Here is a 22,539-nt window from a genome sequence, read left to right on the forward strand (position 1 = left end):
TTCCTCTTAGGCTCGTCGGGCTCCGCCGGCCGCGTCCAGGACGGCGGGGAGCGCCGCGGTGAGCGCGTCCGCCTCGGCCTCACCGAGGATGAGCGGCGGGGCGAGCCGGATGACGTCCGGAGCGACCGCGTTCACCAGGAAACCCGCGTCCTGTGCAGCCTGTTGCACGTTGGGTGCGACGGACTCGGTGAGCACGATACCGAGCAGCAGCCCGGCCCCGCGGACCTGTTCGACCAGCGGGTGGTCCAGCGCGGTGATCGCGTCGCGGAGCCGGGCGCCGACCCGGCGTACGTGCGCGAGCAGGTCCTCCTCCTCGATGGTGTCGAGGACCGCTAGCGCCGCGGCGCACGCGACCGGGTTCCCGCCGAAGGTGGAGCCGTGCTGTCCGGGGGTGAGCAGGTCGGCGGCGGGACCGAACGCGAGGGTCGCGCCGATGGGCAGGCCGCCGCCGAGGCCCTTGGCGAGGGTGAGCACGTCCGGTTCGACGCCCTGCGCGCGGCACTCGGACCAGTGGCCGGTACGGCCGATGCCCGTCTGCACCTCGTCCACGACGAGCAGCGTGCCGGTGGCGCGGGTGATCTCGCGCGCGGCGGCGAGGTAGCCCTCCGGCGGTACGACGACGCCCGCTTCGCCCTGCACCGGCTCGACGACCAGCAGCGCCGTCTCCTCGGTGACGGCCGCGCGGAGGGCGGCCACGTCGCCGTACGGGACGTGCTCCACGTCGCCGGGCAGCGGCCGGAACGGCTCCTGCTTGGCGGGCTGCCCGGTGAGCGCGAGCGCGCCCATGGTGCGGCCGTGGAAGCCGCCGCGGGTGGCGACCGTGTGCGTACGGCCGGTGCGGCGCCCGATCTTGAACGCCGCCTCCGACGCCTCCGCGCCGGAGTTGGCGAAGTACACGCGCCCGTACCGGTCCGGGCCGAGCAGGACGAGGAGCCGCTCGGCGAGGGCGACGGTCGGCTCGGCGGTGAAGAGGTTCGACACGTGGCCGAGCCGCGCGATCTGGTCGGAGACGGCCCGGACGACCGCCGGGTGCGCGGTGCCGAGGGAGTTGACGGCGATGCCGCCGACGAAGTCGAGGTACGCGCGCCCGTCCGCGTCCCAGACGCGGGCGCCCTCGCCGCGGACGAGGGGGACGCGCGGGGTGCCGTAGTTGTCCATCAGGGCGCCCTGCCAGCGGCGGGTGAGCGCGGCGTTGCCGCCGGGCGCGCCCGCGTCGGTACCCTCCGCCGTGCCGGTCCGCCCGTACGCGCCCGTCTCCTCGTACGTGTCCGTGCTGCCGCTCATGCCGTCTGCTCCCCCTCGTCGGGTGCGGTCACGGGGTCCGGCACGACCATCGTGCCGATGCCCTCGTCGGTGAAGATCTCCAGCAGGATGGAGTGCGGCACGCGGCCGTCCAGCACGCGTGCCGTGCGGACACCGTTGCGCACCGCGTGGAGGCAGCCCTCCATCTTCGGGACCATGCCGCTGGCCAGGTCGGGCAGCAGCTTCTCCAGGCGGCTCGCGGTGAGCTGGCTGATGACGTCGTCGCTGTGCGGCCAGTCCGCGTACAGCCCCTCGACGTCGGTCAGCACCACCAGCGTCTCCGCGCCGAGCGCGGCGGCCAGCGCGGCGGCGGCGGTGTCGGCGTTGACGTTGTACACGTGGTGGTCGTCGGTGCTGCGGGCGATGGACGAGACGACCGGGATGCGGCCGTCGTCCAGCAGCGCCTCGACGGCGCCCGTGTCGATGCCGGTGATGTCACCGACCCGGCCGAGGTCGACCCGTTCCCCGTCGATGTCGGCCCAGCGTTTCGTCGCCGTCATGGTGTGCGCGTCCTCGCCGGTCAGCCCGACGGCGAACGGCCCGTGCCGGTTGAGCAGCCCGACCAGCTCGCGCTGCACCTGACCGGCGAGGACCATCCGTACGACGTCCATCGCCTCCGGCGTCGTCACCCGCAGGCCCGCCCGGAACTCCGACTCCAGGCCCAGCCTGTCCAGTTGGGCGCTGATCTGCGGGCCGCCGCCGTGCACGACGACGGGCCGCAGCCCGGCGTGCCGCAGGAAGACGACGTCCTGCGCGAAGGCCGCCTTCAGCTCGTCGTCCACCATGGCGTTGCCGCCGAACTTGATGACGACCGTCTTCCCGTGGTGCCGCGTCAGCCACGGCAGCGCCTCGATGAGGGTGCGCGCCTTCGGCAGCGCGGTGTGCTTGCGGGCCGTCATGACGAGTACGCGCTGTTCTCGTGGACGTAGTCCGCGGTGAGGTCGTTCGTCCAGATCACCGCCGACGCGTCGCCCGCCGCCAGGTCCGCGGTGACGGTGATCTCGCGGCCGCGCATGTCGACCAGGTCGCGGTCGTCCCCGACGGAGCCGCCGCGGCAGACCCAGACGCCGTTGATGGCGACGTTCAGCCGGTCCGGCTCGAAGGCGGCGGAGGTGGTGCCGATGGCGGACAGCACCCGGCCCCAGTTGGGGTCCTCGCCGTGCAGGGCGCACTTGAGGAGGTTGTTGCGGGCGACGGAACGGCCGACCTCCACCGCGTCGTCCTCGCTGGCCGCGCCCGTCACCTCGATCCGGATGTCCTTGCTGGCGCCCTCCGCGTCCGCGATCAGTTGCCGCGCCAGATCGGCGCAGACCTCCCGTACGGCCTCCGCGAACTCCTCCCGGTCGGGCCGCGCGCCGGACGCGCCGGAGGCGAGGAGCAGCACGGTGTCGTTGGTGGACATGCAGCCGTCGGAGTCGGCGCGGTCGAAGGTCGTACGGGTCGCCGCGCGCAGCGCCGCGTCCAGTTCGGCGGCGTCCACGTCGGCGTCGGTGGTGAGGACGGACAGCATCGTGGCCAGGCCGGGGGCGAGCATGCCCGCGCCCTTGGCCATGCCGCCGACGGTCCAGCCGTCCCGTACGGCGACGGCGGTCTTGTGCACGCTGTCGGTGGTCTTGATGGCGACGGCCGCCCGCTCACCGCCGTCGGCGGACAGCTGCTCCGCCGCCGTACCGATGCCGGTCAGCAGCGCGTCCATCGGCAGCCGCAGCCCGATCAGCCCGGTGGAGGCCACCGCGACCTCGCCCGCGCTGTGGCCGAGCACCTCGGCGGCGCGTTCGGCGGTGGCGTGGGTGTCCTGGAAACCGGCGGGGCCCGTACAGGCGTTGGCGCCACCGGAGTTGAGGACGACGCAGGTCACCTGGCCGCCCTTGACGACCTGTTCGGACCAGAGGACGGGGGCGGCCTTCACCCGGTTCGAGGTGAAGACACCGGCGGCGGCGCGACCCGGGCCCTGGTTCACGACCAGGGCGAGGTCCGGTCCGCCGCTCTCCTTGATCCCGGCGGCGATGCCCGCCGCCGTGAACCCCTTCGCCGCCGTCACGCTCACGGTGCCACTCCGATCGTGGGAAGTCCCAGCTCCTCGGGGAGTCCGAGGGCGATGTTCATGCTCTGCACCGCGCCGCCCGCGGTGCCCTTGGTGAGGTTGTCGATCGCCGCGACGACGACGACGCGGGCGGCCGCCTCGTCGTACGCGACCTGGAGCAGCGCCGCGTTCGAGCCGTACACGGCGGCCGTCGCGGGCCACCGCCCCTCGGGCAGCAGGGTCACGAACGGCTCGTCCCGGAACGCCTCCTCGTACGTCGCGCGCACCGCCTCCGCCGTCGTACCGGGGCGGGCCCGCGCGGTGCAGGTGGCGAGGATGCCGCGCGGCATGGGGGCGAGCGTCGGCGTGAAGGAGACGGTCACCGGGGTACCCGCCGCCGCCGACAGGTTCTGCGCGATCTCGGGGGTGTGCCGGTGGGTGCCGCCGACGCCGTACGGGCTCATGGAGCCCATCACCTCGCTGCCCAGCAGGTGCGGCTTGGCCGCCTTGCCCGCGCCGGACGTGCCGGAGGCGGCGACGACCACGGCCTCGGGCTCGACGAGCGCGGCGGCGTACGCGGGGAACAGCGCGAGCGAGACGGCGGTCGGGTAGCAGCCGGGGACGGCGATCCGCCGGGTGCCGCGCAACGCGGCGCGGGCGCCGGGGAGTTCGGGCAGCCCGTACGGCCAGCTACCGGCGTACGGGGTGTCGTAGAAGCGCTCCCAGGCGGCGGTGTCGGTGAGGCGGAAGTCGGCGCCGCAGTCGACGACGAGCACGTCGTCGCCCAGCTCCTCCGCGACGGCGGCGGATCTGCCGTGCGGGAGGGCGAGGAAGACCACGTCGTGCCCGCGGAGGGCCGCGGTGGTCGTCTCCTCCAGTACGCGCCCGGCGAGCGGGGCGAGGTGCGGTTGGAGGGTGCCCAGCCGTTCGCCCGCGTTGCTGTTGCCGGTCAGGGTGCCGATCTCGATCTCCGGGTGCCCGGCCAGCAGCCGCAGGATCTCGCCCCCCGCATAGCCGCTCGCCCCCGCCACCGCTGCGCGCACTGCCATCGCGTCCTCTCCCAGTCGATGGCATGACTATACGTAGCTATGCACTTCTATGCAATATCGCCCCGGGCGGCGGCCCGCCGGACACGGGCCCGACCGATGAGTTCGGAGGCCGTGGCGCGTCCAAGTACCCGACACCTCTGGAAAGGACACCGCCATGTCGGAGCTTCTCGTGGACTTCATCACCTCCCTCGACGGCTACGCCTCGGGAGAGGGATGGCCCGGTTTCTGGGGCCTCGAAGGCCCGGAGTACCTCGCCTGGCTCAACGAGCAACCCGAGGTCACGTACCTGATGGGCGCGCACACGTACCGCCTGATGTCCGGCTTCGCCGCGGGCGAGGTCCCCGACGGCCAGGACGAGTTCAGGCCGGAGGAGGAGGCGTCCGTGGACGAGCTGACGCAGGCGGCGAAGGTGGTGTTCTCCTCCTCCCTGGAAGGGCCGTTGACGTGGGCCAACTCCACGCTCGTACGCGACGACGCCGTCGAGACGGTCCGCGCCATGAAGGCGGACGGGACGGGGCTCCTCAGCACGATCGGCAGCCTCAGCCTGGCCCGCTCACTGCTGCGGGCGGGGCTGGTCGACCGCTTCCGGGTCGTGATGTTCCCGGTGATCACCGGGGCCACGGGCGCGGAACGCGTCTACGACGGCTATCCGGACCTGGCCCTCGACATGACCGAGCACCGCAGCTTCGACGGCCGCATCCAGCTGGTCGAGTACGCGCCCCGCGTGCTGGAACACCCACCGCTCGGCGCCCCCGCGTGACCTCCTCCCGGCCGCGCCGGGCCGGGTACGGGGCCGGGGAACGCGGGCCGGAGCGGGCGCGGCTCGTACGTCGTACGCGGTGCTGACCGGGCCGGAAGCGGTCCTGGTCAGCCCTCCGTACGGCTCGTGGCCGCGAGGCTCGCCGGGCGGAGGTCCGTCCAGTGGCGCTCGACGTACGCGAGGCACTCGTCTCGGGACGCGGCCGGGTGGGCCTCCCGCCAGCCCGCGGGCACGGGGGCGAAGGCGGGCCAGAGGGCGTGCTGGTGCTCGTCGTTGACGAGGACGAGGAAGGTGCCGTCCGGGTCGTCGAAGGGGTTCCGCATGGGGGTCTCCGTCCGGGTGCGTCGAGGTGGGGGCGGCCGTGCGTCAGGGCGCGGGTACGTCGTCGGGCGTGGGTACGTCCTCGGGTGCGGTGGTGCCCGCGCAGGTGTCGGCGGGGCTGCGGTCCTTGGCGAGGAAGATCGTCTGCGCCATCATCCGGTAGCCCGACATGCCCTCCCGGAGCGTCTCGATGGACTCCTCGGGGTGCACCGAGTCGATGACCGCGTTCGGGCCGACCGCGTTGAACTGGTGCGAGACGCCGCGTGGTATCTGCATGTCCACCCAGGAGTTGGGCGGCACGATCACGTTGTGCCGCTCCCGGCGCACCCCCTCCGGGGTGTCGGGCAGCTCGTCGGTGAAGGCCGTCAGCGGCCCGAACGCGGCCGACGGGCGCACCGTGACCGGCGACAGGCTGGACACGCGGATCGTCGTGTCCGGGCCCGTCATCATCCGGACGAACCGCAGGCCGGTGTGCAGGTGCATGCGGGAGCAGATGTCGCGGGCGGTCGTGTCGTAGAAGTCCATGAGGTAGCGGTCCGCGAAGAAGCCGGGGAACGGGGGCTCCAGCATGAACACGTCGCCCTCCTCGAACACCTGGGCCCGCTTCAGGGTCCCGTCCGGCGCGGGCCGCTCCGCCTCCTCGCGGTGCGCCGTACGGACCAGGCCCGCCAGCGCGTCGACCACGGTCAGGGCGGCCTCGGGGGGCAGCCGTACGACGGGGGTCAGCCGGTTGCGGTCGGGGTCCCGGTGGGTGCGTACGTCGAGGATCTCGTCCTCGTGGTCCGGGGACCGCTTCATGCGGGTGCCGGGGTCGGGCGGCACGGCCCCGGCGGGGTCGGTGGGGGCGTGCGCGGTGGCTTCGGTGGGGGCGGCTTCGGTGGGCTGGGTCATCCTGTCGCTCCAGAGTGCTCGTTCGGTACGGGTTCCGGCAGCCGTGCCCAGAGCACGCCGCCCAGGTCGTGTCGCCCGGCGCGGAGCACCGAGCAGCCCGTGGTGGCGGGACCGTGGTCCCGTGCGCGCGCCAGCCACCGCCAGCGGTCGACCGCGCCGGGCCCGGCGGCCCCGGTCGTCGTCGCGTCGCCGTACTCCCCCGTGAGGAAGGCGAGCAGCGGGGTGAGGGGCCAGCCGGGGCCGTCGGGGGCGGGCCCGTGCGGGAGGACGACCAGCGCGCCACCACCCAGCCGCGCGGCCGTGCCCCACGGCACGGACGCCCCCTCGAAGCCGTGGCGCGCGGCCACCTCCGCGGCCAGTTCGGTGTGGGCCGCGAGCGGCCAGGCGCCGAGCAGCGTCCGGTGCCAACGAGCCCTGGCGGGCGCGAGTTCCGGGTCGTCTGCGCGGTGCCAGTGGTCGCGCAGGAAGTCGAGGGCGGCGAGCACGGGTTCGTCGGCGGCATCCGTACGCGCTCCGGGTCCGTCCGCCGTACCGGGCCCGTTTCCCGTGCCGCCGCCGTACGCCGCGAGCGCGCGCAGCGCGGGGTGCGCCGCGTGACCGGGGCGTGCCACGTCGTCGGGGTGTGCCGCGTCGGACTCCAGCAGGTCGCGGGCCGTGGCGGCGGCGTGGCGCAGCAGCCGCTCGTACCGGCCGGGAGCCAGGCGGCGGGCGGCGAGCGTACGGCCCATCGCCCGGCGCTGGGGCTTGCCGGTGGGGGTCGTGAGGTAGTCGCCGAAGCGGACGGCGGCGGGGCGCAGGGGCGCCCGCTCGTACACCTCCCGTACGTCCGCCACCGGTTGGTCGGTGGCCACCAGCGCCACGTCGTCCCCGAGCGACGGCTCGTCGACCGCGACCGCCGCGAAGCGGCCCGTCAACCCCGCACGGCGCCAGCCCAGTTCGACGTCGAGGGGATGGTGCTTCTCACCGCCGCGGTTGATACGCTCCCCGGCCCGGCCGCGCAACACCAGGAGCCCGTCGCGGAGTTCACCGAGGTCACCGGTACGCAGCCAGCCGTCGCCGGTGACGGTGGCGGCGGTCGTACGGGGGTCGCGCCAGTAGCCGTGCATCAGGTCGGGCGTACGGACCCACACCTCGCCCGCCTCCAGGTGGAGTTCGGTGTCCGGGAGGGGCAGCCCCACGGGCGGGACGCGGTCCAGGTAGTGGTGGCGGAAGTCCGCGTCGTCGAGGAGGGGCGTGGTGAAGCTGAAGTTGACGGCCTCGGTCAGCCCGTAGCCCTGGCGCAGGCGGGGGCCGTAGCGCGCGTGGAAGCGGCGGGCGAGGTCGGCGGTGAGTGGGGCGGCGGCGGTGACCAGGTACTCCAGGCGCTCCGGCCAGGGCGGCGCGGCCTCGACCAGGTCCGCGAGGAGGGCCGGGACGATCGACGCCGTACGGGCGCCGTCGGCGTCGAGGGCGGCGAAGTACCCGGCCGGGTCGAAGGACGGCCGCAGGGTCAGGGGCGCGCCGGTGAGGTGGGTGCCGAGGAGGGACATGACGAGCGCGTTGCAGTGGTACAGCGGCAGGCACGTGCCGTGCGGGCGGTCGGGGGCGAGGCCGTGCAGGGCGGCCGTGCGGCGGGCGTTGCCGAGGACCGCGCGGCGTCCCAGCACGACGCCCTTCGGCGGGCCGGTGGAGCCGGAGGTGAACATGATGAACGCCAGCTCGCCGGGGGCCTGTTCGGCCCTGAGCGGCCCGTCGGCGCCGGTCGCCGCCCCGGCGCCGGTCGGGCGGGTACGGCGCAGCCCTCGGTCGTCGACGACCGCCGCCGCGTCGACCCGCCCGACGATGTCCGCGACGGCACGGGCGGTGCTGCGCGGGTGCAGGGGTACGCCGACCAGTCCCAGGTCGAAGCAGGCGAGGAGGGTGTCGGCCAGCGCGCGCCCGTTGGGCAGGCGCACCACCACCCGTGCGCCCACGGGGAGTTCGACGAGCGCCGCGTGATCGGGCGCGGCGGGTGCGGGCGCCGGTCCGGTGGCGCCCGCCCGTACGTGTTCCGCGCCGGTCATCGTGTCCCCTTCCGCAGCGCCTCGGCCAACTGGACGCCGACGGCGTCCACATGGCGCGGCTGCATCACCCGGTGGTGGCGGGCTGTGACGTGTCCGGCGGTCAACCCGCCGCCCGCGTACGGGCGCCACAGCTCGTGGTGCGTCCCCCGTGGTTGCTCTCCCCCGGGGTCCGACGCCTCGACGTACGTGGTGGGGCCCGCGTAGCGGGGCGGTCGGTAGGCGCGCAGCAGGCGGTCGTTGTGGCGGGAGACGGCGATGACGCGGGCGACGTCCTCCTCGGTGAAGCGGGCGAACACGCTGCCCTCACCGCGCAGCAGGGCCGTCACGGCGGTGAAGTCGAGGCGTTCCACGTCGAGTCGGTCGTCGTCGAACCCGGCGGCGGTCAACAGCACGCGGTGCACGCGCCGTTCGTCGATGGGCTCGCCCCCGTGCTCCTCGGCTCCCTGCGGCACGGGTTCGGCGGGGAGGGCGTCGACGAGGAACAGCGTGCCGGGCGGTTCGCCGAGCGCGTGCAGCCGTACGGCCATCTCGTGCGCCACCAGCCCGCCGAACGACCAGCCCACGAGGTGGTACGGGCCGTGCGGGCGTACGCGGCGCAGCAGTCGCACGTACCGGTCGGCCATCTCCTCGACCGTGGCCGGGAGTTGGACCCCCGCGCCGGGTGCCTCCGCGTCGAGGCCGTACACCGGGTGGTCGCGGCCGACGTGCCGCAGCAGCCCGGCGTACAGCCAGCTGAGGCCGCTCAGCGGGTGGACGCAGAACACGGGCGCGGCGTCCCCGGCGGAGCGGAAGGGCACGAGCTGGGCGGGCGCGGGCCGTTCGTCCGGGGCGGCCAGCAGGCGGCTGAGGGCGGCGGGGGTCGGCGCCTCGAAGACGTCGCGGATGGCGGGCTCCAGGCCCAGGACGCCGCGCACGCGCCCGGCGAGGCGGGCGGCCAGCAGCGAATGGCCGCCCAGTTCGAAGAAGTTGTCGTCCGGGCCGACCCTTGGGACGTCCAGCACCTCCGCGAACTGACGGCACATCAGGTCCTCCCGCAGGTCGCGCGGCGGCTCCGCGACGGTCGCGGCGGCGGCCCAGTCGGGTTCCGGCAGCCGGTCCCGCAGCACCTTGCCGTGGGCGCTGAGCGGCAGCGTGTCCAGCGTGAGCAGCCGGGCGGGCAGCATGTAGTCCGGCAGGAGCCGGGCGAGGTGCGCGCCGACCGCGCGCGGGTCGGTGGTCGCGGGCGTGACGTAGCCGACGAGGCGACGGTCGTCGGCGCCCCGGTCGTGCACGGCCACGGCCGCCGAGGCGACGTCCGGGTGCGCGATCAACGCGGCCTCGATCTCGCCGAGTTCGACGCGGTGCCCGCGGATCTTCACCTGGTCGTCGGTCCGGCCGTGGAAGCGCAGCACCCCGTCGCGCGCACGGGAGGCCAGGTCTCCGGTGCGGTACATGCGGGCGCCGGGCGGGCCGTACGGGTCGGGCAGGAAGCGGGTGGCGGTCAGCCCGGGGCGGCCGTGGTAGCCGGTGGCGACGCCCGCGCCCGCGACGTACAACTCGCCGGTGACGCCCGGCGGTACGGGCCGGAGCGCGGCGTCGAGGACGTGGCAGCGGGTGTTCCACAGCGGGCGCCCCAGCGGCACGGTGCCGCCGTCCTCCGCGGGCCCGGAAGCCTCCACCGGGTGAACGGCGGACCACACCGTGGTCTCCGTCGGCCCGTAGCAGGCGAGCAACGAGGCGGTGGCGGCGGCCAGTTCGCGGGCCGCTCCGGCGGGCACGGCCTCGCCGCCGACGACGGCGCGGACGTGCCGCAGCCGCTCCGGGTGGCGGGCCGCGAGGGCCTGCCACAGCGACGGTGTCGCCTGCATGACGGTGACCTCGTGCCGGTCGAGGAGCGCGGCCAGCTCGTCCGGTTCGCGCAGGGCGCCCTCGTCCGCGAGGACCATGGTGGCGCCGGTGACCAGCGGCAGGTACAGCTCCGGCTTGCACATGTCGAAGCCCACCGGCGCGGCGGCCAGCACCCGGTCCCCGGCGCGCACGTCGAGTTGCTCGCGCAGTGCCAGCAGCAGGTTCACCAGCGCGCCGTGCGGCACGACGACGCCCTTGGGCCGCCCGGTCGAACCGGACGTGTACGTGACGTACGCCGTCCCCTCCGGCACCCCCAGCGGCGCCCCCTCCCCGGCCTCGACGCGCGTACCGCCGTCCGCGCCCGGCGCGTCCCGTACGACGAGCAGCGGCCGCGCGTCCGCGAGCAGCGCGGCGATCCGGGCGGGCGGCAGCGTCGGGTCGAGCGGCAGGTAGGCGGCGCCGGTGGCCTGCGTGGCGAGGAGCGCGACGGGCAGTTCGGGGCCGCGGCGCAGCAGTACGGCGACGAGCGTGCCCGGCCCGGCGCCGCGCGCGCGGAGCGTGGTGGCGAGGCGTTCGGCGCGCGCGGCCAGCTCGCCGTGGCCGAGGACGGTGTCCCCGTGGCGTACGGCGGGGGACTCGGGCGTACGGCGTGCCCGCTCCGCGAAGAGCGCGGCGACGGTGGTGCGGGGCACGTCGCGGGCGGTGGTGTTCCAGCGGCGGGTCAGCCGGTCGTACTCGCCGTCGACGAGCACGGGCAGGTCGGTGATCCGCTGCCCCGGGTCGTCGGCGGCGGCCCGCAGCAGGACCTCCAGCCGGGCGAGTAGCAGCCGGGCGGTGGCGGGCGTGAACAGCTCCGTGTCGTACTCCAGCAGCCCTTCGACACCGGCCTCCGTGCCGTGTTCCGCGCCGTGCTCCGCCCACCGCTGGCGCAGGCTCCACAGCAGGTCCATGCGGGAGGCGCCGCCGTGCGCGGCGACCGGTTCGGCCCGCACGCCCGGCAGGTCGAACGCGGTGGCCGGGGTGTCCTGGAAGGCGAGCATCACCTGGAAGACGGGGTGCGCGGCGAGCGAGCGCGGCGGGTTGAGCGCCTCGACGACCTGCTGGAACGGCACCTCCTGGTGCGCGAACGCGTCGAGGTCGGTGGCCCGGACCCGGTCCAGCAACTCGTGGAACGTCGGCGCCCCGCTCACGTCCGTACGCAGCACCACGGTGTTGACGAAGCAGCCGACGGTCTCGTGCAGCGCCTCGTCGTGGCGTCCGGCGACCGGCGTGCCGACGGGGATGTCCTCCCCGGCGCCGAGCCGCGAGAGGAGCGCCGCGACGGCGGCGTGCACGACCATGAACAGGCTGGTGCGGGTGGCCGACGCGAGGCGGTTCAGCCGGGCGTGCAGCGCGGCGTCGAGGGTGAACTCGACGGTCTCGCCCCGGTGCGCCGACACCGCCGGGCGGGGGTGGTCCAGCGGCAGCGGCAGCACCTCGGGGGCGCCGCGCAGGGTCTCCGTCCAGTACGCGGTGTCGTCCCGGAGGTCGCGGTCGCGCTGCCGCAGCGTGTGGTCGGCGTACTGCACCGGTTCGTACGTCCAGCGCGGCGCCCCGCCGTCCGCCCGCGCGCGGTAGGCGGTGGACAGGTCGCGGGAGAGCGGGGCGAGGGACCAGCCGTCGGCGGCGATGTGGTGCAGCAGGAGCAGCAGCACGTGCCGGTCGGGCGCGGTCTCGTAGAGGACGGCGCGGACCGGGAGTTCGACGGCGAGGTCGAAGACGTGGGTGGCCTCGTCGGCGAGCAGGTCGGGCAGCGCGGCCTCGGAGGCGGCGACGGTGGTGAACGGCAGGTCGTCGGCGCTGCCGAGCCGCTGGTACGGCTCGCCGTCGGCCTCGGCCACGAGGGTGCGCAGGCTCTCGTGGCGTACGAGGACGTCGTGCAGGGCCGCGCGCAGGTGGCGGGTGGCGAGCGGGCCGGTGAAACGGACCGCGAACGACATGTTGTAGACGGAGTTGGGCCCGGCGAGGCTGCTGAAGAACCACAGGCGGCGCTGCGCGGGCGAGAGCGGCACCCGGTCCGGGCGGGGCGCGGGCGGGACGGCGGGGGTGGTCGTCGTGGCGGTGGCGGGTCGGTCGGCGGGGCCGTTGCCGGGTCCGCCGGTGGGCGTGGACTCGTGGGTGGCGTCGGCCTGTTCGGGCAGGAGGCGGGCGAGCGACGCGACGGCGGGCGCGTCGAACAGGGCGCGGAGGGCCAGTTCGCGGCCGGTCTCGGCGCGTACGCGGTTGATCAGCCGGGTGGCGAGCAGCGAGTGGCCGCCGAGGTCGAAGAAGTTGTCCTCGGCGCCGACCTCGGGCAGCCCCAGCGTCTCCGCGAACAGTCGGCACAGCAGCCGTTCCCGCGCGTCGGCGGGCGGCCGGGACACGGTGAGCGCCGACTCCGGGCGGGGCAGGGCCGCGCGGTCCAGCTTGCCGTTCCCGGTCAGCGGGATCTCCTCGACCAGTACGACGAAGGCGGGCACCATGTGCGCGGGCAGCACCGTACGGGCGTACGCGCGCAGTTCGGCGGCGGACGGCTCCGGGGCGTCGGGGTCGCGGTCACCGGCCCCGGCGGGGACGGCGTAGCAGAGCAGCCGCCCGCCTCCGGCCGCCGCGCCGGTGTCCGCGAGGACCACGGCGCGCGCGACCGCCGGGTGCTGTTCGAGGACGCGCTCGACCTCGCCGGGCTCGACGCGGTAGCCGCGGATCTTCACCTGCTGGTCGGTGCGCCCCAGGTACTCCAGGGAGCCGTCGGGGCGCCGCCGGGCGAGGTCCCCGGAGCGGTACATGCGGCTGCCGGGCGGGCCGAACGGGTCGGGCACGAACCGCGTCGCGGTGAGTCCGGGACGGCCCAGGTAGCCGCGCGTCACGCCCGGCCCGGACACGTACAGCTCGCCGGGGCAGCCCGGCGGCACCGGGCGCAGGCCGTGGTCCAGCAGGTGCAGGCGCAGGTCGGGCAGGGCGGTGCCGACGTTGCTCGCCGGGTCTCCGGGGTCGGTGAGCGCGGCGTACGACGCGTGCACGGTGGTCTCCGTGATCCCGTACATGTTGACCAGTACGGGCCGCCCCGGCCCCTGCCAGGCGCGGACGCGCGACGGCTCCAGCGCCTCGCCCGCGCACACCACGGCCCGCAGGTCGGGCAGGGCCGCCGGGCCCGCGTCGCCGGTGGCGCGGACGAGCTGGTAGAAGGCGGACGGCGTCTGGCTCAGCGCGGTGACGCGCTCCCGCCGCAGCAGTTCCAGCAGGTCGCCGGGTGACCGGGTGGTGTCCTCGGGGACCACGACCAGGCGCCCGCCACGGCCCAGCGCGCACCACATCTCCCAGACGGAGACGTCGAAGGCGTAGGAGTGGAAGAGTGCGTGCACGTCGTCGCCGTCGAAGCGGAAACGGTCGTCGGTGGCGGTGAGCAGCCGTACGACGTTCCGGTGCGTGACGACGACGCCCTTGGGGCGGCCGGTGGAGCCGGAGGTGTGGATGACGTACGCGGTGCTGTCGGGGTGCGGCTCCGGGAGGGGGCGGTCCGGGTCGGCTGCGGGGGCGGTGGGGTCCGTGGCGCGGGTGGGGTCCGTGGCGTACGGCTCGGTGCCGACCGGGAGTTGGGGCTGCGGTACGGGCAGCGGCCGGTCCGTCACCACCAGCACCGGGTCCGCCTCCGCGAGGACCCGCCGCAGCCGCTCCTCGGGGTGCGCCGGGTCCAGCGGCAGGTAGCCCGCGCCGGACCTGAGTACGGCGAGCACCGCGACCACGAGGTCGACGGAACGTTCCAGCACCAGGCCGACCAGGCGTTCCGGCCCGGCGCCCCGGTCCCGGAGGGCGCGGGCGAGGCGGTCGGCGCGCGCGTCGAGTTCGGCGTACGTGAGGGTGGTGGCGCCGTGGGTCACCGCCGGGGCCGCCGGGGTCCGGCGCGCCCACGTCCCGAACAGGGCGGGCAGCGTGGCCGGTTCGGGGTCCGCGTCGCGTTCGCCGTACGCCGATGGCCTCCCGTACGCGCCCTCCTCGGCCCCGCCCGGCTCGCCGTCGAGCAGCAGCCCGACACGGCCCAGCGGCGCCGCCGGGTCGTCGGTGAGCCGTCCGAGCAGCGCGCACAACCGGTCGAGGAGGCGTTCCGCCGTGGCGTCGTCGTACAGGTCGGTGCGGTACCCGAGCCGCAGCCGGAGCCGTTCGCCCGGCACGGCGACGAGCGTCAGCGGGTAGTGGGTGCCGTCCCGGCCCTGTACGTCGCGGAGTTCGAGGCCGGGCACCAGCGCGCCCAACTCCGCGTCGTCCACGGGGTAGTTCTCGAACACCACGACGGTGTCGAAGAGTTCGGCGTGCCCGGCGACGGACTGGAGGGTGGCCAGGTCGGCGTGCTGGTGGTCGAGCATCTGCGACTGCTGGGCGCGCAGCGCGGTGAGGGTGTCCGCGACCGTACGCGCGGGGTCGAGGCGTACGCGCACCGGCACGGTGTTGATGAGCAGCCCCACGATGTCCTCCGCGCCCGGCAGTTCGGCCGGGCGGCCGGACACGGTCGCGCCGAACACCACGTCGTCCCGGCCGGTGAGGGCGCCGAGCAGGACCGCCCAGCCGAGCTGTACGACGGTGCTGGCCGTCAGCCCGTACGTCCGCGCCACCGCCGCCACGCGCGCGCCGGTCGCCGCGTCGAGTTCCGCCGACGCCACCCGCGAGGCGCCGCCCGCACCCCGGCGGCCCGGCCCGGCGACCAGCGTCGGCCCGTCCACGGACGACAGCAGCGCGCGCCAGGCGGCCTCGTCCGCGCGGGCGTCGCGGGTGGCGAGCCAGTCGAGGAAGTCGCGGTAGGGCGTGGCGGGCGGGAGGGCTCGCCCGGCGTAGAGGGAGAACAGCTCCCGGACGACCACCGGCATCGACCAGCCGTCGAGCAGCAGATGGTGCGTGGTCAGCACGAACGTGTGCCGCTCCCCGGACCGCCGCAGCAGCGCGGCGCGTACGAGCGGCGGCCGGGCCAGGTCGAACCGGCGCTGCCGGTCCGCCTCCAGGAAGCCCTCCAGGTCGGCGGGGGCGGCCGTCTCCCGCCACTGCGGTACGGCGTCCGGTTCGACGACCTGTACGGGCCGCCCGGACCCGCCGGGACGCACGCCCGCCGACAGCTGTGGATGGCGGCGCAGCAGGCGGTGCAGCGCGTCGCGCAGCGCGGCCGGGTCCAGCGCGCCGTGCAGGTCGAAGACGAACTGGACGAGGTACGGGTCGGCGCCGTCGTGGTCGTAGAGCGAGTGGAAGAGGATGCCCTGCGCCAGTGGCGGCAGCGGCAGTTCGCCGCCCGCGCGGGCGCGGGCGCGGTCGGCCAGCGCCGTCAGCACCTCGAACCAGCGCCCGGCGAGCGCGGCGACGTGCTCCTCGTCCAGCAGGCCGCCGGGCCAGGACCAGTGGGCGACCAGTTCGGGGCCGTCGGGGCGCTCGGTGATCAGCGTGTCCAGCTCCACGGCGTGCGCGAGGGCGGGGCCCGTACGGTCCGTACCGCCGTCCGCGGGTACGTCCTCGGCCGGGACGGCGTCGGCATCCACGTCCGCGTCCGCGAGCTGCGTGGCGTCCGCGAGGACCGCCCAGTCGCCGTCGCCGCCGACGCCGATACGGCCCAGGTAGTTGAACGCGAACTGCGGCGCGGGGCGCGCGGCCAGCACCGGGCCGGTCTGCGGGTTGAGGTGCCGCAGCAGGCCGTACGCCAGTCCGGCGCGGGCGGCGTCGCGGGTGCCGGTCCGCACCTTGGCGACGGCGCCGTCCAGCGCGGTCGGGTCGGTGCGCGCGTCTGCCCAGGAGCAGCCGGGGTCGACGAGCGTGGGGCACAGAGTGGTGAACCAGCCGACCGTACGGGACAGGTCGAGGCCGTCCGCGAACTCCTCCCGCCCGTGGCCCTCCAGGTCGACCGCCAACGTGTCCGGGCCGTCGCCGTCCCGCCAGTCGGCGGCGGCCAACGCGAAGGCGGTGAGCAGCAGTTCGCGTACCGAGCAGCCGAAGGCCGCGGTGGAGTCCGCGACCAGGCGGCGGGTGACGGCGCCGGACAGGACGGCGGTGTGGCGGCGGCGGGTGTCCTCGGTGTCGACGGCGCGGTCCAACGGGCGCCCGCCGACAGGCGGTTCGGCGTCCGGGCCGTCCGGCGCGTCCCGCCAGCGGGTCGACTCCCGCTGCACGGACGGGTGGTGGGCGTACCGGAGCAGGGCACGCGACCAACGGGGGAAGGAGGTGCCGACGGGTTGCAGCCGGGGGGTCTCTCCGTGGCGTACGGCCTCCCAGGCGGTCTCCAGGTCGTCGCGCAGGATGCGCCACGACACCCCGTCCACGGCCAAGTGGTGGACGGTGAGGGTGAGTTCGCCCGCCTTGCCGTCGCCGGGGTCGGACCAGGCGGCGTGCACGACGCGGCCCCGCTCCGGGTCGGTCGGGGTGCCCGGCCGGTCCAACTCGACGGTGACGGCGGGCAGTACCTCCAGCGACCAGAGCGGTTCGCTGGCGACCTGCGGCGACGGCGGGCCGGAGGGCCGGGTGGCCGGCTGGCGGGTCAGGGAGAGCCGCAGCATCTCGTGGTGGTCGACGAGGGCCTGCACCACCGCGCGCACCTGCTCGGCCGTGCACCCCGCCGGGGTGCGTACGGTCAGCGACTGGACGAACGCGTCGAGCGCGCCGCCCCGTTCGCGCTGCCAGTGCATGACGGGGGTCAGCGGGACGGTCGGGTCGTACGGCCCGGCCGCCTCGTCCGGCGCGTACGCCCCCTCCCGCGCGGGGCGCGTACCGGGCCCCGTGGCCGCCTCCTCGCCCGCGACGGCGGCGAGCCCGGCCACGGTGGGAGTGCGGAACACGTCCGGGGTGCTGACGGCCAGGCCCGCGCGCCTGGCCGCCGCCGCGAGCTGGATCGCCTGGATGCTGTCGCCGCCGAGCGTGAAGAAGTCGGCGTCCAGGGGCACTTCGGGCAGTCCGAGGAGCGTGCCGAACAGCTCGGCCAGCTTCCGTTCCGCCGCGCCGCCCGGTCCCGCGGCGTCCCGTACGGCGGTGTCCGGCGCGTCCGCGACGGCCGGGCGCGCGGCGCCCGCCGACCCGACCCCGGCGTCGGGCGCGGGCAGGGCCGCGCGGTCGAGCTTGCCGTTGCGGGTGAGCGGCAGCCGGTCCACGGCGACCACGGCGGCGGGCACCATGTACGGCGGCAGCCGGTCCCGCAGGCGGCCGAGCAGCGCCTCCGGGTCGAGGGGCGCGGCGGGCCCGGCCTCGCCGGTGGACGCGCCGGTGTCCGGGACGACGTACGAGACGAGGCGCCGCCCGCCCGACCCGTGCGTACGCGGCACCGTGGCGGCCTGCCGTACTCCCGGCTCGTCGAGCAACGCGGCGTCGATCTCGCCCGGTTCGATCCGGTGACCGCGCAACTTCACCTGCCCGTCGGCGCGTCCGGCGAACTCCAGGCGTCCGGCCGCGTTCCAGCGCGCCAGGTCGCCGGTGCGGTACACGCGGGTGCCCGGCGGCCCGTACGGGTCGGGCACGAAGCGCTCCGCCGTGGCGGCGGCCCGTCCGACGTAGCCGCGCGCGACACCCGCGCCGCCGACGTACAACTCCCCCACCACACCCGGCGGTACGGGTCGCAGCGCGTCGTCCAGCAGCAGCACCCGCATGCCGTCGAGGGGTGTGCCGACGGGGACGGTGACGGCGTCGGCGGGCAGTTCCGGGACGGCGTACCGGGTGGCGAACACGGTGGTCTCGGTGGGCCCGTAGCCGTTGACGACGGTCAGGCCGGGCAGCGCGGCGCGCAACTCCCGTACGGCGTCCGGCGACACCACGTCACCGCCGGTCCACACCTGGCGGACCCCGGCGAGGCAGCGCGGGTCCTCGGTGACGACCAGCTGGAACAGCCCGGCGGTGAGCCACAGTCCGGTGATCCCGGTGTCGGCGGTGACGCGGGCGAGTTCGGCGGGGCCCAGCCGCCCCGGCGCGGCGACGACGACCTCGCCGCCGGTCAGCAGCGGGACCCACAGCTCCAGGTTGAACGCGTCGAAGGCGTACGGCGAGTGGAGCAGCACCCGTTCGGCGCCGCCCTCGGACCACCAGCGGTCGGCGGCGAGTTCGGCGAGCGCGCCCTGGGTGACGGCGACGCCCTTGGGTCGGCCGGTGGAGCCGGAGGTGAACATCACGCAGGCGAGGCCGTCCGGGCGCGGTTCCGCGACCGGCCCCGCCGGGGGCGACTCCGGCACGCCCGGCTCCCGTACGTGCGCGGCCCGTTCACCGGGCTCCCGTTCCCCCGGCTCCCCCGCGCCCGGCGCGCGGACGTCCAGCACCCGTACGCCCCTGGCGCGTGCCGCCGCGACGACGGGGTCCGCCGCGGTGTGCCCGTCGGTGAGCAGCACCCGTACGCCCGCGTCGGCCAGCGCCGCGTCCTGACGGGCGGGCGCGTCGTCGCGGTGCAGCGGCACGTAGGCCGCGCCCGCCCGCACGACGGCGAGCGCGGCGACGGTCAGCCCCACCGACCGTTCGAGCAGCAGGCCCACGGTCGGCTCCGCACCCGCCCCGGCGCCGCCGTCCCCGGACGCGGTCGGGACCGGGGTCGAGGTCAGTGCCTCGGTCAGCGCGGCGGCCAACTCGGCGCTGCGGGAGTCCAGTTCGCGGTAGGTGAGCCGTGCGCCGGTGGCCGCGCAGCGGACGGCGTACGCGTCGGGGGTGCGCCGCGCCTGGTCGGTGAAGCGGCCCGCGGCCGTGGCCCCGGCGGGCGCCCGGCCCGGCGCGCCCGCGCCGAGGGTGGCCGCGCGGCGCCGCTCGCGCGCCGTGGTGGCCGCGACGCGCGCCAGCGGGGTGTCGGCGCCCGCGGCCGCCAACTCCCGCAGCACCAGGGGGAACCGGTCGGCCACGTCCCGTAGCAGCTCCTCGGCGTGGTTGGCGGGGTTGGCGTCGAAGTCGAGGCGCAGGGTGCCGTCCCCCCGGTCGTACGCGACGACCGACAGGTCCTCCGACGGCGGCGCCTGGAGGTTGTGCGCGGTCGCCGTCACCGGACCGAACCGCAACGGCCGGTCGAACCGCTGGATGTTGAGCACCGGACCGAAGAACTTCCGCGGGTCGCCGGGGCGTTCGGCGTCGCGCCGCAGCTGCTCGCCCCGGTACCGCTGCCGTGCCCGTACCTCGCGCAGCTCCGCCGCCACGGCGTCCAGCAGCCCGCCGACGGTCCCCGCCGGGTCGACGAGGACCCGCAGCGGCAGCACGTTGGCGGTCATCGCCGGTACGGCGCGGGCGAGTTCGGGCGTACGACCGGCGACGGGCAGGCTCAGCGCGAGGTCGCGGGCGCCGGTCACGGCGTGCAGATGGGCGGCGGTGGCGGCGGTGAACAGCCGGGTCCAGCGGTGCCCGAGCCGGTCGGCGTCGCCGCGCAGTCGGGCGAACTCCGCCTCCGGCAGCACCCGGGTGAGCCGCAGCGAACGGTCCGACGCCGCGGCCGGGCCGTCCCCGAGCGTCACCGGGTCGGGGAGCGACGCGAGCCGTTCCCGCCACCACGCCCGGTCGGCGGCGTACGCGGGGGTGCCGCGGTGCGCGGCCTCGGCGTCCAGCAGTGAACTGAGCGCGGTCCAGGGGCAGTCGGGCACCGTACGCGCCTCGTGGAGGCAGCTGTATATCTCGGCGGCCCGCTCCGCGAGGAGGGCCATGCCCGCGCCGTCGAGGGCGAGGTGGTGGACGCGGAGGAAGACCAGGGTGCGTGCGTCGGTGACGCGCAGCACCGCGCCGAGGAACAGCGGCCCGGCGTCGCAGCCCCCGGCCCCGTCCATGGCGGCGCGCATCCACGCGTGCGCGGCGGCGTCGGGGTCGGGCTCCGCCCGCAGGTCGACGACCTCGACGGTGTGTTCCGGGTCGCGGAGCAGGCGCTGTACGGGTGCCGTGCCCGTACCGGCCGCGTCGACACGGACGTTGACCGCGTCGCACTCGGTCGCGGCGCGTGCCACGGCGGCCGCCAGCAGTCCGGCGTCCACGGGGCCGTCCAGGACGAGGTACTCGGCCCACTGGTAGGCGCCGGGCCTGCCGAGCCCGGCGCTCTCGGCGAGCCACACTCCCAGCTGTGCGTCGGAAAGTTGCAGGTCAGCGCGGTACTCAGGCATGTGTGTGAGCGTCCCCATCGGTCCCGCCGGCGCTACACCGGAGACTGCCATCGGATACGGCCGAGTCGTTCGTCTCGATCAAGAAGCGGTCGGCAACATCGAAACACGGCGGGCAATGAACAGGTAAAGGCACACTTGGGTGAGAGATCTCACGATTGCGTGAACTCACGCGTCTTCGCAGGTCAGAGCAGGTTCTATGGCCAAGTTGAGTTAAATGTTTAGCCAAGGCAAGGCAATGCGGGGGCCGATCCCGCGCCCGGGACCGGCCCCCGCCGAGGAGGATGCCGGAAGGTCACGCCCTCATGACGCACGGAGCGTCACGGTCAGGTCAGAGCTTCACCGTCGGGCGGTGGAGGTCGAACCACGCGCCGAGGTCCAGGACCCGTTCCAGCAGCATCCGTTGACGCTGCGTCAGGTCGGCGGCCGGCCCGGACGTGGCCGCCGCCAACCCCTCCTGGCTGACGAGCGACACCGCCTGGTGCCCGGCGCGCAGCAGGTCGCCCGCCTGGCGCTGGATGGCGGCGACGTACGCGGGGTCGAACGTGCCGGGGTAGCCGCTCTTCTTGCGCTCCGCGACCGACCGCGGCAGCACGTCCCGCGTCGCGGCGCGCAGCAGGCTCTTCTCCCGGCCGTCGAACGTCTTCAGCGACCACGGGGCGTTGAAGACGTACTGCACGAGGCGGTGGTCGCAGAACGGGACGCGGACCTCCAGCCCCACCGCCATGCTCATCCGGTCCTTGCGGTCGAGCAGGATCTGCACCATACGGCTCAGGTGCAGGTAGCTGACGACGCGCATCCGCTGGTCGAGGCCGGTCTCGCCGTCCAGTACGGGTGTCTCCGCGACGGCCGTGCGGTAGCTCTCCGCGAGGAACTCCGGAATCGCCAGGACGGGTTTGAGGTCCTCCGCGACGCTGCCGCCGGAGTCCACGAGGGAGTGCTGCCCGGCGAGCCACGGGAAGGTCTCCTCGTGCCTGCGGTCGTCGTGGAACCACGGGTAGCCGCCGAAGACCTCGTCCGCCGACTCGCCGGACAGCGCCACGGTGGAGTGGCGGCGTACGGCGGCGAACAGCAGGTAGAGGGAGTTGTCGCGGTCCCCGATGCCCATCGGCAGGTCGCGGGCGCCGACGGCGGCGCGGCGTACGTCCGGGGCGGCGAGCACGTCGCCGTCGAGGACGATGTCCTGGTGGTCGCTGGCGACGTGCTCGGCGACGGCGTGGACGTACGGGGTGTCCTGCGTCGGCGCGACGTCGATGGCCTGGAAGTGCTTGTCCTGGTCGGGGAAGTCGACGGCGAAGCTGCGCACCGTCTCCCCCTTCGGCCGCAGTTGGAGCTGCGCGAGCGCGGTGAGCGCCGAGGAGTCGAGGCCGCCGGAGAGCAGCGTGCAGCGGGGAACGTCCGCGACGAGCTGCCGCCGCACGATGTCGTCCAGCAGTTCCCGTACGTGTGCGACGGTCTCCTGCTGGCTGTCGGTGTGCGGCTCGGACCGCAGTTTCCAGTACGTGCGGCGGCGCAGCCCGGAGCGGTCGAGGAGGACGAGTTCGCCGGGGCGGACCTCGTTCATGCCCTCCCAGACGGCGGCGCCCGGGGTCTTCGCCCCGGCGAACAGCTCGCGCAGTCCGTCGACGCCGACGACGGGTTCCGCGAGGGGGTTGGCGAGGATGGCCTTGGGTTCGGAGCCGAAGAGGACGCCGTCGTCGGTCTCGTAGTAGTAGAACGGCTTGATGCCCATGCGGTCGCGGACCATGACGAGCCGTTCGACGCGCGCGTCCCAGATGGCGAAGGCGTACATGCCGTTGAGGTGGTCGACGAGGTGTTCGCCCCAGACGAGGTAGCCGCGGAGGACGACCTCGGTGTCGGAGTCGGTGTCGAAGTGCTGCCCGGCGCGCCGGAGTTCGGCGCGGAGTTCGGTGAAGTTGTACGCCTCACCGCTGTAGACCATGGTGACGGCGCCGTCGGGCGTCTCGACGGTCATGGGCTGGGCGCCGCCGGGCAGGTCGATGACGGCCAACCGCCGGTGCCCCAGGGCCGCGTGGGGCGAGAGCCACGTACCGGCGGCGTCCGGGCCGCGGCACGCCATGGTCGCGGTCATGGCGTCGACGTCGCGCCGGTGGGACGTCAGGTCGCGGCGGTAGGAGACCCAGCCGGTGATTCCGCACATACGCACCCCAAGTCGTCTCGCAGATGGTTGCCTGAGATGACTAGTGCCCCATACATGCAATGGATCCACGCGGGCCGCCCGGAC

Annotated in this window: 10 protein-coding genes; 1 reads left to right on the top strand and 9 read right to left on the bottom strand. The window is 75.2% G+C overall.

Annotated features, from left to right (window positions below; all coding sequences use genetic code 11):
• Positions 1-6: 6 nt before the first annotated feature.
• Genes D7M15_RS01940 through argC form a run of 4 tightly spaced genes read right to left on the bottom strand, consistent with a single transcriptional unit; the run spans position 7 to position 4,374 of the window.
• Complete coding sequence (locus D7M15_RS01940; protein ID WP_121515889.1) at positions 7-1,284, bottom strand: acetylornithine transaminase; 1,278 nt, start codon at positions 1,282-1,284, stop codon at positions 7-9.
• Positions 1,281-2,201, bottom strand: coding sequence for an acetylglutamate kinase (gene argB, locus D7M15_RS01945; RefSeq protein WP_121515890.1), 921 nt, complete (start codon positions 2,199-2,201; stop codon positions 1,281-1,283). The genes D7M15_RS01940 and argB overlap by 4 nt, the downstream gene beginning before the upstream one ends.
• The gene (argJ, locus tag D7M15_RS01950) at positions 2,198-3,349 is read right to left on the bottom strand and encodes a bifunctional glutamate N-acetyltransferase/amino-acid acetyltransferase ArgJ (RefSeq protein WP_121515891.1); all 1,152 of its coding nucleotides are present in this window, start codon (positions 3,347-3,349) and stop codon (positions 2,198-2,200) included. Before argJ ends, argB begins: the two co-directional genes overlap by 4 nt.
• The gene (gene argC / locus D7M15_RS01955; protein WP_121515892.1) at positions 3,346-4,374 is read right to left on the bottom strand and encodes an N-acetyl-gamma-glutamyl-phosphate reductase; all 1,029 of its coding nucleotides are present in this window, start codon (positions 4,372-4,374) and stop codon (positions 3,346-3,348) included. Before argC ends, argJ begins: the two co-directional genes overlap by 4 nt.
• A gap of 154 nt (positions 4,375-4,528) precedes the next feature.
• Here argC and D7M15_RS01960 point away from each other — a divergent pair, with 154 nt between their 5' ends.
• Positions 4,529-5,134 carry a dihydrofolate reductase family protein gene (locus tag D7M15_RS01960; protein WP_121515893.1) on the top strand — a complete coding sequence of 202 codons (606 nt, stop codon included), beginning with the start codon at positions 4,529-4,531 and terminating at the stop codon, positions 5,132-5,134.
• A gap of 107 nt (positions 5,135-5,241) precedes the next feature.
• Here the strand turns inward: D7M15_RS01960 and D7M15_RS01965 are convergent, their stop codons facing one another.
• The 5 genes from D7M15_RS01965 to asnB all read right to left on the bottom strand — a co-directional run bounded on the left by D7M15_RS01965 (position 5,242) and on the right by asnB (position 22,455).
• Entirely contained in the window at positions 5,242-5,457 is a 216-nt protein-coding gene (locus D7M15_RS01965) for an MbtH family protein (RefSeq protein WP_121515894.1), read from the bottom strand.
• A 43-nt stretch (positions 5,458-5,500) separates the two neighbouring features.
• Positions 5,501-6,346 (bottom strand): hypothetical protein, encoded by an 846-nt coding sequence (locus D7M15_RS01970; RefSeq protein ID WP_240649087.1) that lies wholly within the window; start codon positions 6,344-6,346, stop codon positions 5,501-5,503.
• On the bottom strand, positions 6,343-8,388 hold the full coding sequence (locus tag D7M15_RS01975) for a class I adenylate-forming enzyme family protein (protein WP_121515895.1): 2,046 nt from the start codon (positions 8,386-8,388) through the stop codon (positions 6,343-6,345). Before D7M15_RS01975 ends, D7M15_RS01970 begins: the two co-directional genes overlap by 4 nt.
• Positions 8,385-20,297, bottom strand: a complete 11,913-nt coding sequence (locus D7M15_RS01980; protein ID WP_165906185.1) for a non-ribosomal peptide synthetase — start codon at positions 20,295-20,297, stop codon at positions 8,385-8,387. The genes D7M15_RS01975 and D7M15_RS01980 overlap by 4 nt, the downstream gene beginning before the upstream one ends.
• 328 nt (positions 20,298-20,625) lie before the next feature.
• Positions 20,626-22,455, bottom strand: coding sequence for an asparagine synthase (glutamine-hydrolyzing) (asnB, locus tag D7M15_RS01985; RefSeq protein ID WP_121515897.1), 1,830 nt, complete (start codon positions 22,453-22,455; stop codon positions 20,626-20,628).
• Positions 22,456-22,539: the final 84 nt, after the last annotated feature.

The sequence above is a fragment of the Streptomyces sp. Z26 genome, from assembly GCF_003665095.1.
GTDB classification, from domain to species: Bacteria; Actinomycetota; Actinomycetes; order Streptomycetales; family Streptomycetaceae; genus Streptomyces; species Streptomyces phytohabitans.

Bases quoted from the DNA above. Each gene is read 5' to 3' on its own strand.
- D7M15_RS01940 (WP_121515889.1), bottom strand. From the start codon at position 1,284: ATGAGCGGCAGCACGGACACGTACGAGGAGACGGGCGCGTACGGGCGG.
- argB (WP_121515890.1), bottom strand. From the start codon at position 2,201: ATGACGGCCCGCAAGCACACCGCGCTGCCGAAGGCGCGCACCCTCATC.
- argC (WP_121515892.1), bottom strand. From the start codon at position 4,374: ATGGCAGTGCGCGCAGCGGTGGCGGGGGCGAGCGGCTATGCGGGGGGC.
- D7M15_RS01960 (WP_121515893.1), top strand. From the start codon at position 4,529: ATGTCGGAGCTTCTCGTGGACTTCATCACCTCCCTCGACGGCTACGCC.
- D7M15_RS01965 (WP_121515894.1), bottom strand. From the start codon at position 5,457: ATGCGGAACCCCTTCGACGACCCGGACGGCACCTTCCTCGTCCTCGTC.
- D7M15_RS01970 (WP_240649087.1), bottom strand. From the start codon at position 6,346: ATGACCCAGCCCACCGAAGCCGCCCCCACCGAAGCCACCGCGCACGCC.
- D7M15_RS01975 (WP_121515895.1), bottom strand. From the start codon at position 8,388: ATGACCGGCGCGGAACACGTACGGGCGGGCGCCACCGGACCGGCGCCC.
- D7M15_RS01980 (WP_165906185.1), bottom strand. From the start codon at position 20,297: ATGCCTGAGTACCGCGCTGACCTGCAACTTTCCGACGCACAGCTGGGA.
- asnB (WP_121515897.1), bottom strand. From the start codon at position 22,455: ATGTGCGGAATCACCGGCTGGGTCTCCTACCGCCGCGACCTGACGTCC.